Consider the following 12,620-nt stretch of genomic DNA (forward strand, 5'->3'; position numbering starts at 1 on the left):
ACGGGCCCCCGGTGAATGGTGTCAGATCAAAACAGGGGCGTGGGTCCCAGGCCCCGACCCGACCCCGGCCCGGAACCGCCCACTGTACCGGGCCGAGTATCCGGAGGTCCGGCCTCCATGGTGCGGGCTCAGTGGGCGACGGTGCCCTGGGGGGCCGAAGTGACGAGTTCGGTGAGCACGCCGTGGCAGTCCTTGGGGTGCAGGAAGGTGATCTGCGAGCCCATCGAGCCGGTGCGGGGCTGGTCGTAGAGGACGCGTACGCCCTTGCCGCGAATGGCCTCGGAGTCGGCGGTGACGTCCCCGGTGCCGAAGGCGATGTGGTGGACGCCCTCGCCGTTCTTGGCCAGCCACTTGCCGACCGCGGAGTCCTCGCGGGTGGGCTCCAGGAGCTGGAGGTAGGAGGCACCCCCGTCGTCGGTCTCGTTGATCTTGAGCATGGCCTCGCGCACGCCCTGCTCCTCGTTGATCTCGGTGTGGAACACCTCGAATCCGTACGTGGCACGGTAGAACTCGACAGTCTTGTCGAGGTCGAAACAGGCGATCCCGATGTGGTCGATTCGCGTCAGCATGCCCTTAGTGCAGCGCTCACAGGGGTGGTTACGCAACGTGCGCGCGATCACACCGGCTGCCCGGTGACGTGGAGCAGTACCGCTCAGTACATTCGAAGTAAACCCTCGTTCACACCTCACCTCCCAAGGGGCCGTGCCTCATGTCTGGAACGACCGGTACCACCTCAGTGATCGTCGCGGGCGCCCGTACGCCCATGGGCCGGCTCCTCGGCTCCCTCAAGTCCTTCTCCGGTGCCGACCTCGGCGGCTTCGCCATCAAGGCGGCCCTGGACCGGGCCGGCATCGGGGGCGACCAGGTCCAGTACGTGATCATGGGCCAGGTGCTCCAGGCCGGGGCCGGGCAGATCCCCGCGCGCCAGGCGGCCGTCAAGGCCGGCATCCCGATGAACGTCCCCGCGCTCACCATCAACAAGGTGTGCCTGTCGGGTCTGGACGCGATCGCGCTCGCCGACCAGCTCATCCGCGCCGGGGAGTTCGACATCGTGGTCGCCGGCGGCCAGGAGTCCATGACCAACGCCCCGCACCTGCTGCCCAAGTCGCGCGAGGGCTACAAGTACGGCGCGATCGAGATGCTCGACGCGATGGCGTACGACGGTCTGACCGACTCCTTCGAGAACATCCCCATGGGGGAGTCCACGGAGAAGCACAACACCCGCCTGGGCATCGCCCGCCCCGAGCAGGACGCGATCGCGGCGGCCTCGCACCAGCGCGCCGCGGCCGCCCAGAAGAACGGCGTCTTCGAGGCCGAGATCACCCCCGTCGAGATCCCGCAGCGCAAGGGCGACCCGGTCCTGTTCGCCAAGGACGAGGGCGTGCGCGCCGACACCACCGTCGAGTCCCTCGGCAAGCTGCGCCCGGCCTTCGCCAAGGACGGCACGATCACGGCCGGCACCTCCTCGCAGATCTCGGACGGCGCGGCCGCGGTCGTCGTCATGTCCAAGGCGAAGGCCGAGGAGCTGGGTCTTGAGTGGATCGCCGAGATCGGCGCCCACGGCAATGTGGCGGGCCCCGACAACTCGCTCCAGTCGCAGCCTTCGAACGCGATCCGGCACGCGGTCGGCAAGGAGGGCATCGCGGTCGAGGACCTCGATCTGATCGAGATCAACGAGGCCTTCGCGGCGGTCGCCGTCCAGTCAATGAAGGACCTCGGGGTGTCCCCGGAAAAGGTGAATGTCAACGGCGGCGCCATCGCCCTCGGCCATCCCATCGGCATGTCCGGCGCCCGCGTGGTGCTGCACCTCGCCCTCGAACTGAAGCGCCGCGGCGGCGGGGTCGGCGCGGCGGCCCTGTGCGGCGGCGGCGGCCAGGGCGACGCACTGATCGTGCGCGTCCCGGGCAAGTAGCAAGTGGTCCGGGCGGCGGCTGCGAGCAGCGCGTGACCCGGACGGCAACTCCCTGATCCCTGCGGTGCGTACGTGACTGAACGGAGCGGCAATGGTGGACGTCCCCGAACTGGTGGCCCAGGCCCGGGAAGGCCGGCCCAGGGCCGTCGCCCGGCTGATCTCGCTGGTCGAGGGGGCGTCCCCGCAGCTGCGGGAGGTCATGGCGGCGCTGGCCCCGCTCGCGGGCAACGCGTACGTGGTCGGTCTGACGGGCTCGCCCGGTGTCGGCAAGTCGACTTCCACCTCCGCCCTTGTCAGCGCCTACCGGCGGGCCGGGAAGCGGGTCGGCGTCCTCGCCGTCGACCCGTCCTCGCCGTTCTCGGGCGGGGCACTGCTCGGCGACCGGGTGCGGATGTCCGAGCACGCCTCCGACCCCGGGGTCTACATCCGCTCGATGGCCACCCGGGGCCACCTCGGGGGTCTGGCCTGGGCGGCGCCGCAGGCGATCCGGGTGCTGGACGCGGCGGGCTGCGAGGTGATCCTGGTCGAGACGGTGGGCGTGGGGCAGTCCGAGGTGGAGATCGCCTCGCAGGCCGACACCTCGGTGGTGCTGCTCGCGCCCGGCATGGGCGACGGCATCCAGGCGGCCAAGGCGGGCATCCTCGAAATCGGCGACCTGTACGTCGTCAACAAGGCGGACCGGGACGGCGCGGACGCCACGGCCCGCGAGCTCAACCACATGCTGGGCCTGGGCGAATCGCGCGGCCCGGGGGACTGGCGCCCGCCCATCGTCAAGACGGTGGCGGCCCGCGGCGAGGGCATCGACGAGGTCCTCGAAGCGCTGGAGAAGCACCACGCGTGGATGGCCGAGCACGGCGTCCTCGCGGAGCGCCGCCGGGCCCGTGCGGCCCGCGAGGTCGAGACCATCGCGGTCACCGCGCTGCGCGAGCGCATCGGCTCGCTGCACGGCGACCGCCGCCTGGACGCGCTCGCCCAGCGGATCGTCGACGGCGAGCTCGACCCCTACGCGGCGGCGGACGAGCTGGTGGCGGGGATCACCGGAGCCTGAGGCCGACCCTAGCGGCCGGAGCGGCCCGAACGGTCGAGACGGCTGCGCCGGAGCCGGATCCCGGCCGGGTGGCGCCGGACGGCGGGCCCCCGGGCCTCAGATCTTGCCGCGGTGCCCGCGCAGATGCTCCGCGACCGGCGTCAGGGACTCCCGCAGATCGGCGAGCGCCCCGCTCGACAGCAGGTCGATGAAGTGGCGCCGTACGGAGGCGACGTGGTGCGGGGCGACCTTCTCCATGGTCTCCGTGCCCTGCTCGGTCAGCACGGCGAAGAGCCCGCGCCGGTCCGACTCGCAGTTCTCGCGCCGGACCAGGCCCGCGGTCTCCATCCGGGTGATCTGGTGCGAGAGGCGGCTCTTGGACTGGAGGGTGGCGGCCGCGAGGTCGCTCATCCGCATCCGCTTGTCCGCCGACTCCGAGAGGTTCACCAGGATCTCGTAGTCGTTGTTGGTCAGGCCGAACGGCTGTAGATCCTTCTCCATCTGGTACGTCAGCATCCTGTTGACGTCCAGATAGGTGCGCCAGGCGCACTGCTCGTCGTCGCTCAGCCAGTTCGTGGCCGTCTCGGTCTCCATATGTGGATTCTACCTAAGAAGTTGAATTCTGAACCAAGTGAGTGTGTGTGACGCCCGGCACGTGAGCCGTCCCCCAGCCCCCCGCACGCGCCCGCGCCGAGCCCCGAGGGGCTCAGGCGTTCGACGTCACACTCCGCAGACTACCGCTCACAGGCCGAAGCGACGCTGGAGGTCCCCCAGCTGGCCGGGAAGACGCGGTGCCGCCCCGGCCTGACCGGGGGCGCCCTGACCGCCGCCCGGCACCCCGGGCTCGCTGGCGACCTGCCCGGTCGCCTGCTCCGCCATCAGGACTTCGGTGGACTGGAGCAGGACCGTACCCGCTCCCACGAACTCGAACTGGTGCTCCTCGCCGGACGTTCCGCCGAGGCCGGTGAGTGACCGGATTCCGCCCAGGACGCCCGTCATGTAACCGTGGTCGTAGTGGTGGCAGGGGGAGGGGCAGTCCGCCCAGCCGACGAGGGCCTGTGGGTCCACCCGGATCGGCGGCTCCATGAAGACCACCGGGCCGTTGGACGCCGCCACGAACTTGCCGGTGCCGATCAGCGTCAGGAAGCCCGGCACGATCGACTGCTTCAGGGCGAGCGAGGGCTGGTAGGCGAGCAGGTTGCCGGAGCGGATCGTCAGGTTGCCGTCGTCCAGGTCGTAGCTGTTCACGTCGAAGGCGCGGTCCGCGAGCAGCATCTTGCCGCTGCCGTCGGCCACCACCCAGTCGCCGGCGTGCAGCGGGGAGTGGAAGCTCGTGCGCAGCAGCCGGTCGAGCCGGCCGTGCCCGATGCCGTTGAACTCGATCCGCCCGTAGTAGGCGATCATCTTGCCCTTCTGCAGGAACCACTGGCTCGACTTGAGCTCCACGCAGAAGGTGTACTTGTTGACGTTGTCGTCGGACGGCAGCGAGTGGGGATCGAAGATCACCGGGGCGGTCACAGCTTCTCCTCCGAGGCCTGCACGTACACCGCGCCCTGGCCGGACAGTTCGAGCTGGAAGGCCTCGCCGGAGCCCCGGCCCACCATGTCGCGCCAGCCGAGCGCGGTCGAGAGCTTGTTGCGTACGTCGCCGTGGTGGGCGACATAGGCCTGGGGGTCGACGTGGACCGGGCGCTGCGGGGTGATCGGCAGCTCGATCACCCCGCCGTGCGCCATCACGGCGACGGCCCCATGGCCCTTGAGCGTGGTGGTGAACAGGCCCTGCCCGGTCACCTGGCCGCGCACCATCCCCATGACCCCGCCCTGCGAGCCCATGAACATCGTGCCCTGCTGGAGGGTGCCGTCGAAGGCGAGCAGCCGGTCGGCCTCCACGTACAGGGTGTCGCCCTGGAGGTTGATGACCTGGATGTGGTGGCCGCCGTGGCCGAACATCACGGTGCCGCTGCCCTCCACCGTCATCAGCGGGGTCGCCTCGTTGGCGACCCGGCGGCCGATCATCGACATCAGGCCGCCCTGGCCGCCCTGGATGTTGGGCGTGAAGGACACCTCGCCCTTGTACGCGAGCATCGCGCCGCGCTGGCTGAACATCTTCTGGCCGGGGTTGACCGTCGCCTCGACCATCTTGGAGTTGATCTCGCGGAAGGGCATCAGACGTCCCCGCCGATCGTGTTGCGCTCGCTCGGCTGCACGTACACCAGGCCCTCGCCCTCGAACCGGATCTGGAAGGCCTCGCCCGAGCCCTCGCCGAGGAAGGTCCGGAAGGTCACCCCGGACTGGAAGCTCTGCCGGAGGTTCCCCTGGTGGGCGATGTACGCCCCGGGGTCGACCGACAGCGGGTACTGGCCGCTGACCCGCAGCACCACGGCGGGCCCGTCCGACATGATCGCCGCCTGGCCCCGGCCCTCGATGGTCGTGGTGAACAGGCCGTTGCCCTGGCTCGCGCCGCGCAGGCCGGTGAAGGTGGTGCCGGTGCGCAGCCCGGCGTCGGTGGCGAGCAGATTGCTGGACTCGACGTAGAGCTTGTCCCCGTCGAGGTTCACCAGATTGATCTCGCTCGCGCGGTCGGCGAAGTAGCACGTGCCGTGCCCCTTCACCTCCATCACGGTCATCTGCTCCCCGGTGAGGCGGCGGGTGACCATGCCGCGCAGGCCCTCACCGCCGCCGGTCATCTTCTTGAACGCCATCTGGCCGTCGTAGGCGACCATCGAGCCGTTCTTCGCCTTGACGGCGTCGCCGGTCATGTCGACGGCGAGCACCTTGCTGCCCTGGAGTCGGAACATTGCCACGGCCCGACGTTAGCGGGCGGGGACCCGCCCCGACAGGGGCAAGGGCGCGATGTCAGAATGGGGAACGTTTGTGCATGCGTTCACAAGATCGCTGCCGACGGATCGCCGCCAGACGATCGCCGCCGCCCGCCCCTCCCAGCGAAGGTGCCCCCGCCCGTGGACATCAAGACAGCCTCCGCCCTGCATCGACTCCGACTGGTCTCGCTCCCCGAGGCCATCTCGTTCCCGATCCTGCTGGTCTGCTCCGTGCTCAAGCGCACCACGTCGTTCGACGGGGTCATGGTGATGGGCATGGTCCACGGCATCCTGTTCACGCTGTACGTGCTCTTCTGGCTGGACGCCTGGAACCGCACCAAGTGGTCCGTGAAGACCGGCGCGCTCTACTTCGTGCTCGCGGTGCTGCCCTTCGGCGGCTTCTTCGCCGAGCGCAAGATCCGGCGCGAGCTGGACGACGCGGTGATCGCGACCCGGGCCCGCAAGGAAGGCGTGGTCAACGCATGATCGTCGCCTTCTCGGTCAGCCCGCTCGGCGTCGGCGAGGACGTGGGGGAGTACGTCGCGGAAGCGGTCCGCGTGGTGCGCGAGTCCGGCCTGCCCAACCGCACGGACGCCATGTTCACCTCCATCGAAGGAGAGTGGGACGAGGTGATGGACGTCGTCAAGCGTGCCGTCGCCGCCGTCGAGGCCCGCTCGAACCGGGTCTCCCTCGTGCTCAAGGCGGACATCCGCCCCGGCGTCACGGACGGCCTGACGTCCAAGGTGGAGACGGTGGAGCGGCACCTGGCCGCCGAGTAGCACCCGCCCCGAGAGCCAGTACCGAAAGAGCCCCCGGCCGTCCAGGCCGGGGGCTCTTCGCGCGCCGAGGGGCGGCCCGCAGCCGAAAAATGGATCCACCGTAGAACCGCTCACTCGGAGTACTCCAGTCGACACGCCGGGCTTTCTCCACTTTTGTGGGGATATCAACCCCGTTCGAACCCTGCTCGACGATCCGCTGGAGGGCACCGTGCGCCCGGAGGGCTACGACTACGACACCCACAGCCGGCTAGCCGGACCGCTCACCGATCCGGGCCCCTCGCCCTACCGGGTGCAGTACCGGAGCCTCCTCTCCCAGGAGCCGCACCGCATACGCGCCATCCTCCTGATGACCCTGGCGCCGATACTCACCGGCCTGCTGCTCGTCTATCTCGTCTGGCCCACCCACTGGGTCGAGCGCGAGGACGGCGAACGCTGGCTCGTGGGCCTCGACATCGCGATGCTGGTCTCGATCGGGCTCATCGAGCTGTTCATGGTCGCCAACGTCGCCTCCGTCGCCCACGCCACGCTGGTCGCCCGCGACCCCGTTCCGGTCACCCCCGAAGAGGGCACCCGGGTCGCCTTCCTCACCACGTACGTGCCGGGCAAGGAACCCATATCCATGGTGCGGAACACCCTGGAGGCGGCCGTCCGGCTCACCCACCCCGGGAAGCTGGACATCTGGCTCCTGGACGAGGGCGACGACGAACAGGCCCGGGCGCTCTGCGCCGAGCTGGGCGTACGCCACTTCACCCGCAAGGGCGTCCCCGAGTGGAACCGCAAGAAGGGCGTCCACAAGGCGCGCACCAAGCACGGCAACTACAACGCCTGGATCGCGATGCACGGCGGCGGTTACGACTTCTTCGCCTCCGTCGACACCGACCACGCCCCGCTCCCCAACTTCCTTGAGCGGATGATGGGTTACTTCCGCGACCCGGACGTCGCCTTCGTCGTCGGACCGCAGGTCTACGGCAACTACGACTCGCCCGTCACCAAGGCCGCCGAGTCCCAGCAGTTCCTCTTCCACGCGCTGATCCAGCGGGCCGGCAACCGCTACCGGGCGCCCATGTTCGTCGGCACCAACAACGTCGTGCGGATCGCGGCGCTGCGGCAGATCGGCGGCCTGTACGACTCGATCACCGAGGACATGGCCACCGGCTTCGAACTGCACCGGCACAAGAACCCGAAGACCGGCCGCCACTGGCGCTCCGTGTACACCCCGGACGTGCTGGCCGTCGGCGAGGGCCCGGCCTCCTGGACCGACTTCTTCACCCAGCAGATGCGCTGGTCGCGCGGCACCTACGAGACGCTGTTCAAGCAGTACTGGAAGGCGCCGTTCACCATGCCCCCCGGCCGGCTGCTCTCGTACACCCTGATGCTCGTCTACTACCCCATGACGGCCGTCAACTGGCTTCTGGGCATTGTCAGTTGCGTACTGTTCCTGTGGTTCGGGGCCTCCGGTACCGAGGTCAGCGCGTCGGTCTGGCTGATGCTCTACAGCGACGCCGCCGCCCTCCAGATCGGGCTCTACCTCTGGAACCGGCGGCACAACGTCTCGCCGCACGAACCCGAGGGCTCGGGCGGGCTCGCCGGGATGGGCATGTCGGCCCTTTCGGCGCCCATCTACCTCAAGTCGCTCGGCTCGGCCGTGCTGCGCACCCGCGGCCGGTTCGTCGTCACCCCCAAGGGCGGCCAGACCAGCCCCGACCGGCTGTGGACCTTCCGGATCCACCTGTTCTGGGCAGCCGTGCTCACCAGCTCGCTGGTCGCCTCCGTGTACTACCGGCACACCCATGTCGCGATGCGCACCTGGGCCGTGCTCGCCCTGTGCATCGCGCTGGCCCCGGCCGCGATCTGGGCCTGGACCACGCTGCGCGAACGCGCCACGGCCCGCGGCGCGGCCAAGCCCGCCGACCACAAGCCCAAGACCACGGGCGAGGCGGAACCCGCCATCGCCACGACGACAGGAGGGAACTGAGCCATGGCCTACCGGCCCTCGAAACGGACGAAGAAGACCCTGTTCGGCGGCGGCGCCGTAGTGGTCCTCGCGGGACTCAACGCACCCGCCGCGGTCTCCTTCGCGACCGAGCAGTACCACGAGTACCAGATCGCACAGCCCGAGTACATGGCGAAGTTCGGCGCCTGGCAGGACGTCGACATCCCCAAGGAGTACCGCACCAACGCCATCCACACGGCCCTGCTGCACACCGGCAAGGTCCTGATCATCGCGGGTTCCGGCAACAAGCAGGACCACTTCGACGCGGGCACCTTCGACACCGTCCTGTGGAACCCGAAGGACAACACCTTCAAGAAGATCCCCACCCCCGAGGACTTCTTCTGCGGCGGCCACGCCCAACTCCCCGACGGCAACCTCCTGGTGGCCGGCGGCACGGCCCGCTACGAGGTCCTGGACGGCGAGGTGAAGCGGGCCGGCGGCGGCATGCGGGTCAAGAACGAGGACCCGAACAAGCCCGTCACCCTGAAGAAGGGCACCAAGTTCCGCTCCCCGTCGGGCGTGGAGTACGTCTCCAGGTTCGACGTCACGGTGCCGCGCGCCAAGCGCGAGTTCGAGATCTCGTACTACGCGACCGGTCAGATGAAGCCCTGGAAGACCAAGACCACCGCCGCCGAGGCGCGTGTCTTCGTCGAGGCCGTGGCGCCGGGCGCCCAGTCGGTCGCCACCGACCAGGCCCAGTACGAGGTCGAGGGCATGACCGGCAAGGACGCCGACAACGTGTACGGGCTCGCCGAGAAGATAACCATGGACAAGCAGGACTACCAGGGGATCAGGGCGGCGTACGAGTTCGACCCCAAGGCGGAGAAGTACGTCCCGGTGGCCCCCATGAAGGAGGCCCGCTGGTACCCGACGCTCACCACGCTCCAGGACGGCAAGGTGCTCGCCGTCTCCGGGCTCGACGACGTGGGCGCGATCATCCAGGGCGACAACGAGATCTACGACCCGAAGACCAAGAAGTGGTCCAAGGGCCCGACCCGCTACTTCCCGACCTACCCCTCCCTGTTCCTGACCAAGGGCGGCAAGCTCTTCTACTCCGGTGCCAACTCCGGTTACGGACCCGCCAACAAGGGCCGCGAGCCGGGCGTGTGGGACGTCGAGAAGAACACCTTCACCAAGATCGACGGCCTGAAGGCCACCGACCAGCTGGAGACGGCCAGTTCACTCCTGCTGCCGCCCGCCCAGGACCAGCGCTTCATGCTGCTCGGCGGCGGCGGGGTCGGCGAGTCCGAGAAGGCCACCCCGCGCACCGCCGTGGTGGACCTGAAGCAGAACAGCCCGGTCTTCCAGTCCGGACCCGAACTCCCGCAGGGCACGCGGTACTTGAACAGCGTGCTGATGCCGGACGACTCCGTCTTCACCAGCGGCGGCTCGTCCGACTACCGGGGCCGGGGCGGCTCCAACATCCTCAAGGCCCAGTTCTACGACCCCAAGACCAACGCCTTCCGCGAGGCGGCCGACCCCACGATCGGGCGCAACTACCACTCCGAGGCGCTGCTGCTGCCCGACGGCCGGGTCGCCACCTTCGGCTCCGACTCGCTGTTCGGCGACAAGAACAACACCAAGCTCGGCAAGTTCGAGCAGCGCATGGAGGTCTACACCCCGCCCTACCTCTACCGCGACAAGGACAAGCGTCCCGCACTCGGCGACGGCCCCGAGGCCGCGGCCGCCGACGGGAAGGCGACCTTCAGGACGGACCACCCCGAGCGCGTCGTCAAGGCCCGGCTGATGCGGCCGAGCGCGGTCACCCACACCACGGACGTGGAGCAGCGCTCGATCGATCTGGGGCTGACCAAGGACAAGAACTCGGTCACGATCACCGTCCCGAAGGACCACGCGCTCGTCCCGCCCGGCTGGTACATGGTCTTCGTGAGCGACCAGGAGGGCACCCCGTCCGAGGCGAAGTGGCTCCGGGTGGACTGATCCGGGTCGTCCGGTCCGGGGCGACCGGTTCCGGGCGGTCCGAGAGACCTCAGTACCGTGCGCGCTTGGCCAGCCCCAGCGCGTACTCCGGCCACCAGGTGCCGGCGGACGGGCCCCCGCGGCAGGGCCCGTCCGAGTACCCGGGCCGCTTGATCCACAAGAGTGCGTCGACGAGCGGATCCCCCGTGCTGACCGAGGGCGGCGCCCCGAGGGAGCGGCCCGGGGGATTGCACCAGGCCTGGTCGCGGTCGTCGCGCAGCGGGCCGTCGCCGTTGCGGCTGGTGTCCATCACGAAGTGCTTGCCGCCCAGGCCCTGGGACACCTTCGCCCCGTACGCCCGGACCGCGTCGTCGGTCTGGAAGTTGGACACGTTCAGGGCGAACCCGTCCGCCCGGTCCACCCCGGCCCGCCGCAGCGGCTCGACGAGACTGCCGGGGTCGGGAATCCACGACGGGTTCCCCGCATCCAGATACACCTTGGTGCGGGGCAGCGTCTTGAGGTGCTCGACCGCCTCGTTCAGCAGCTGGTAGCGCTCGGCATGGTGGTCGGGCGTCGTGCACCCGTCGACCATGTGGGCGACCGCGTCGGGTTCGAGGACCACGACCGCCGGGGCGTCCCCGATCGCGTCCGCGAACCGGCCGTACCAGTCGCGGTAGCCGTCGACGCCGTTCGCGCCGCCCGCCGAGTACTTGCCGCAGTCGCGGTGGGGGATGTTGTACGCCACGAACAGCGCGGTCCGGTGCTCCTTGGCCGCGCCCTCGACGGCCTTGCGGATGCGGGGCCGCGGGTTGTCCCCGGACGGCCACACCGCCACCGGCCGATCGGCGATCCGCCGCAGCACCTGGGCGTCGGCGGTACGCCCCTGCCCCTGCCAGAGCCTGATCTGCCGGGCGGCGTCGCTCTCCGGGTCGACCCAGAAGGGGGAGCCGGACGCGGGAGCGGGGGCGGCCTCGGCCCGGGCCCGGCCCTGGGTCGCGGAGGCCTCGCCGGGGCCGGAACCGGAGGAGCAGCCGGTGGTGGCGGCGAGCAGCACGGCGGCGAGGACGATGCGGTACCGGGACATCCGGCCCCCTGGGGGTCGAGAGGGCATGCACGGGACCGGGCAATCGTGACATGACGGTCACTCTGTGTGGGGGAGCGCCATGCCGGACGGCACGGCCGCGGGCGCCGGCGAGGCGGTGCGGGCCGGGAGGGACACCGGCGGCCATGCCGGGCGGGACTCCTGGTGGGGATATCGAACTCCGAGACAGGGCTGACCGGCATGTGACCAGTGGGTAAGGTCAACGGGTGCCCAAGCCGCTCAGCCTTCCCTTCGATCCCATCGCCCGAGCCGACGAACTCTGGCAGCAGCGCTGGGGCCCCGTGCCCGCGATGGGGGCGATCACCTCGATCATGCGGGCGCACCAGATCCTGCTGGCGGAGGTCGACGCGGTGGTCAAGCCGTACGGCCTGACGTTCGCGCGGTACGAGGCGCTGGTGCTGCTCACCTTCTCCAAGGCGGGTGAGCTGCCGATGTCCAAGATCGGCGAACGCCTGATGGTCCACCCGACGTCGGTCACCAACACGGTGGACCGCCTCGTGAAGTCGGGCCTCGTGGACAAGCGCCCCAACCCGAACGACGGCCGCGGCACGCTGGCGTCCATCACGGACAAGGGCCGCGAGGTGGTGGAGCAGGCCACGCGCGACCTGATGGCGATGGAGTTCGGTCTCGGTGCGTACGACGCGGAGGAGTGCGGGGAGATCTTCGCGATCCTCCGCCCGTTGCGGGTCGCGGCCGAGGACTTCGAGGAGTAACCCCGCAGGGCGCCACGGCCCGGCCCACGGCCGGACTCCCCACCGAGCACGTTCCCGCCTGCGAGCCGGGGCGGCCGTTCGCGCAGTTCCCCGCGCCCCTTGAAACCCGCTTTCACCTGCGGGCCGTGCGTGGCCGTTCGCGCAGTTCCCCGCGCCCCCAACCCCCTCTCGTCCGTCCACCGTGCGTGGCTGGTCGCGCAGTTCCTCGCGCCCCTGAAGGTCTCGGTGCTGGCCCGGTTCGGGCATTTCAGCCCGTCCGGCGATTGAGGACGAGCGCCGTTCAGGCGCGAAGGGGGTCTGGGGCGCAGCCCCAGGGGCCGGGCGGGGTACCCGGGGGAAGATCGCCCCGCATGTCC

The 12,620-nt window shown here is 69.9% G+C and carries 13 protein-coding genes; 7 read left to right on the forward strand and 6 right to left on the reverse strand.

Features of this window, described 5'->3' with window-relative positions:
• Nucleotides 1-128: 128 nt before the first annotated feature.
• On the reverse strand, nt 129-569 hold the full coding sequence (gene mce, locus CG740_RS24790) for a methylmalonyl-CoA epimerase (RefSeq protein ID WP_100577470.1): 441 nt from the start codon (nt 567-569) through the stop codon (nt 129-131).
• A 140-nt stretch (nt 570-709) separates the two neighbouring features.
• On the opposite strand from mce, the gene CG740_RS24795 reads away from it, so the two are divergent.
• Both CG740_RS24795 and meaB read left to right on the forward strand, forming a co-directional pair.
• Entirely contained in the window at nt 710-1,912 is a 1,203-nt protein-coding gene (locus CG740_RS24795; RefSeq protein WP_100577471.1) for an acetyl-CoA C-acetyltransferase, read from the forward strand.
• 91 nt (nt 1,913-2,003) lie between these two features.
• Entirely contained in the window at nt 2,004-2,960 is a 957-nt protein-coding gene (gene meaB / locus CG740_RS24800; protein ID WP_100577472.1) for a methylmalonyl Co-A mutase-associated GTPase MeaB, read from the forward strand.
• A gap of 96 nt (nt 2,961-3,056) precedes the next feature.
• Here the strand turns inward: meaB and CG740_RS24805 are convergent, their stop codons facing one another.
• From CG740_RS24805 to CG740_RS24820, 4 genes are all read right to left on the reverse strand, one after another.
• The gene (locus CG740_RS24805) at nt 3,057-3,533 is read right to left on the reverse strand and encodes a MarR family winged helix-turn-helix transcriptional regulator (protein ID WP_100577473.1); all 477 of its coding nucleotides are present in this window, start codon (nt 3,531-3,533) and stop codon (nt 3,057-3,059) included.
• Nucleotides 3,534-3,680: 147 nt separating this feature from the next.
• On the reverse strand, nt 3,681-4,457 hold the full coding sequence (locus CG740_RS24810; protein WP_100577474.1) for an AIM24 family protein: 777 nt from the start codon (nt 4,455-4,457) through the stop codon (nt 3,681-3,683).
• Nucleotides 4,454-5,104, reverse strand: a complete 651-nt coding sequence (locus CG740_RS24815) for an AIM24 family protein (RefSeq protein ID WP_100577475.1) — start codon at nt 5,102-5,104, stop codon at nt 4,454-4,456. Before CG740_RS24815 ends, CG740_RS24810 begins: the two co-directional genes overlap by 4 nt.
• A complete protein-coding gene (locus tag CG740_RS24820; RefSeq protein WP_100577476.1) occupies nt 5,104-5,736 on the reverse strand; it encodes an AIM24 family protein in 633 nt (210 codons plus the stop codon). The genes CG740_RS24815 and CG740_RS24820 overlap by 1 nt, the downstream gene beginning before the upstream one ends.
• A 162-nt stretch (nt 5,737-5,898) precedes the next feature.
• Here CG740_RS24820 and CG740_RS24825 point away from each other — a divergent pair, with 162 nt between their 5' ends.
• The 4 genes from CG740_RS24825 to CG740_RS24840 all read left to right on the forward strand — a co-directional run bounded on the left by CG740_RS24825 (nt 5,899) and on the right by CG740_RS24840 (nt 10,470).
• Nucleotides 5,899-6,243, forward strand: a complete 345-nt coding sequence (locus CG740_RS24825; protein WP_100577477.1) for a DUF3817 domain-containing protein — start codon at nt 5,899-5,901, stop codon at nt 6,241-6,243.
• Entirely contained in the window at nt 6,240-6,536 is a 297-nt protein-coding gene (locus CG740_RS24830) for an MTH1187 family thiamine-binding protein (RefSeq protein ID WP_100577478.1), read from the forward strand. The genes CG740_RS24825 and CG740_RS24830 overlap by 4 nt, the downstream gene beginning before the upstream one ends.
• Before the next feature lie 208 nt (nt 6,537-6,744).
• Nucleotides 6,745-8,511 (forward strand): glycosyltransferase family 2 protein, encoded by a 1,767-nt coding sequence (locus CG740_RS24835; protein WP_100577479.1) that lies wholly within the window; start codon nt 6,745-6,747, stop codon nt 8,509-8,511.
• A 3-nt stretch (nt 8,512-8,514) separates the two neighbouring features.
• Nucleotides 8,515-10,470: a kelch motif-containing protein gene (locus tag CG740_RS24840; RefSeq protein ID WP_100577480.1), complete on the forward strand. Its 1,956-nt coding sequence runs from the start codon at nt 8,515-8,517 to the stop codon at nt 10,468-10,470.
• Between the two features lie 49 nt (nt 10,471-10,519).
• Here CG740_RS24840 and CG740_RS24845 read toward each other — a convergent pair whose 3' ends face one another.
• Nucleotides 10,520-11,533: a glycoside hydrolase family 6 protein gene (locus tag CG740_RS24845; protein WP_100577481.1), complete on the reverse strand. Its 1,014-nt coding sequence runs from the start codon at nt 11,531-11,533 to the stop codon at nt 10,520-10,522.
• A gap of 224 nt (nt 11,534-11,757) precedes the next feature.
• Between CG740_RS24845 and CG740_RS24850 the strand changes: the two genes are divergently transcribed.
• Nucleotides 11,758-12,264, forward strand: coding sequence for a MarR family winged helix-turn-helix transcriptional regulator (locus CG740_RS24850; RefSeq protein WP_100577482.1), 507 nt, complete (start codon nt 11,758-11,760; stop codon nt 12,262-12,264).
• The last annotated feature ends 356 nt before the right edge of the window (nt 12,265-12,620 follow it).

It is taken from the genome of Streptomyces sp. CB01201 (assembly GCF_002803085.1).
GTDB classification, from domain to species: Bacteria; Actinomycetota; Actinomycetes; order Streptomycetales; family Streptomycetaceae; genus Streptomyces; species Streptomyces hundungensis.

What these genes read in the sequence shown, in the direction of transcription:
- mce (WP_100577470.1), bottom strand. Translation starts at nt 569, where the DNA reads ATGCTGACGCGAATCGACCACATCGGGATCGCCTGTTTCGACCTCGAC.
- meaB (WP_100577472.1), top strand. Translation starts at nt 2,004, where the DNA reads ATGGTGGACGTCCCCGAACTGGTGGCCCAGGCCCGGGAAGGCCGGCCC.
- CG740_RS24795 (WP_100577471.1), top strand. Translation starts at nt 710, where the DNA reads ATGTCTGGAACGACCGGTACCACCTCAGTGATCGTCGCGGGCGCCCGT.
- CG740_RS24820 (WP_100577476.1), bottom strand. Translation starts at nt 5,736, where the DNA reads ATGTTCCGACTCCAGGGCAGCAAGGTGCTCGCCGTCGACATGACCGGC.
- CG740_RS24830 (WP_100577478.1), top strand. Translation starts at nt 6,240, where the DNA reads ATGATCGTCGCCTTCTCGGTCAGCCCGCTCGGCGTCGGCGAGGACGTG.
- CG740_RS24840 (WP_100577480.1), top strand. Translation starts at nt 8,515, where the DNA reads ATGGCCTACCGGCCCTCGAAACGGACGAAGAAGACCCTGTTCGGCGGC.
- CG740_RS24815 (WP_100577475.1), bottom strand. Translation starts at nt 5,104, where the DNA reads ATGCCCTTCCGCGAGATCAACTCCAAGATGGTCGAGGCGACGGTCAAC.
- CG740_RS24805 (WP_100577473.1), bottom strand. Translation starts at nt 3,533, where the DNA reads ATGGAGACCGAGACGGCCACGAACTGGCTGAGCGACGACGAGCAGTGC.
- CG740_RS24845 (WP_100577481.1), bottom strand. Translation starts at nt 11,533, where the DNA reads ATGTCCCGGTACCGCATCGTCCTCGCCGCCGTGCTGCTCGCCGCCACC.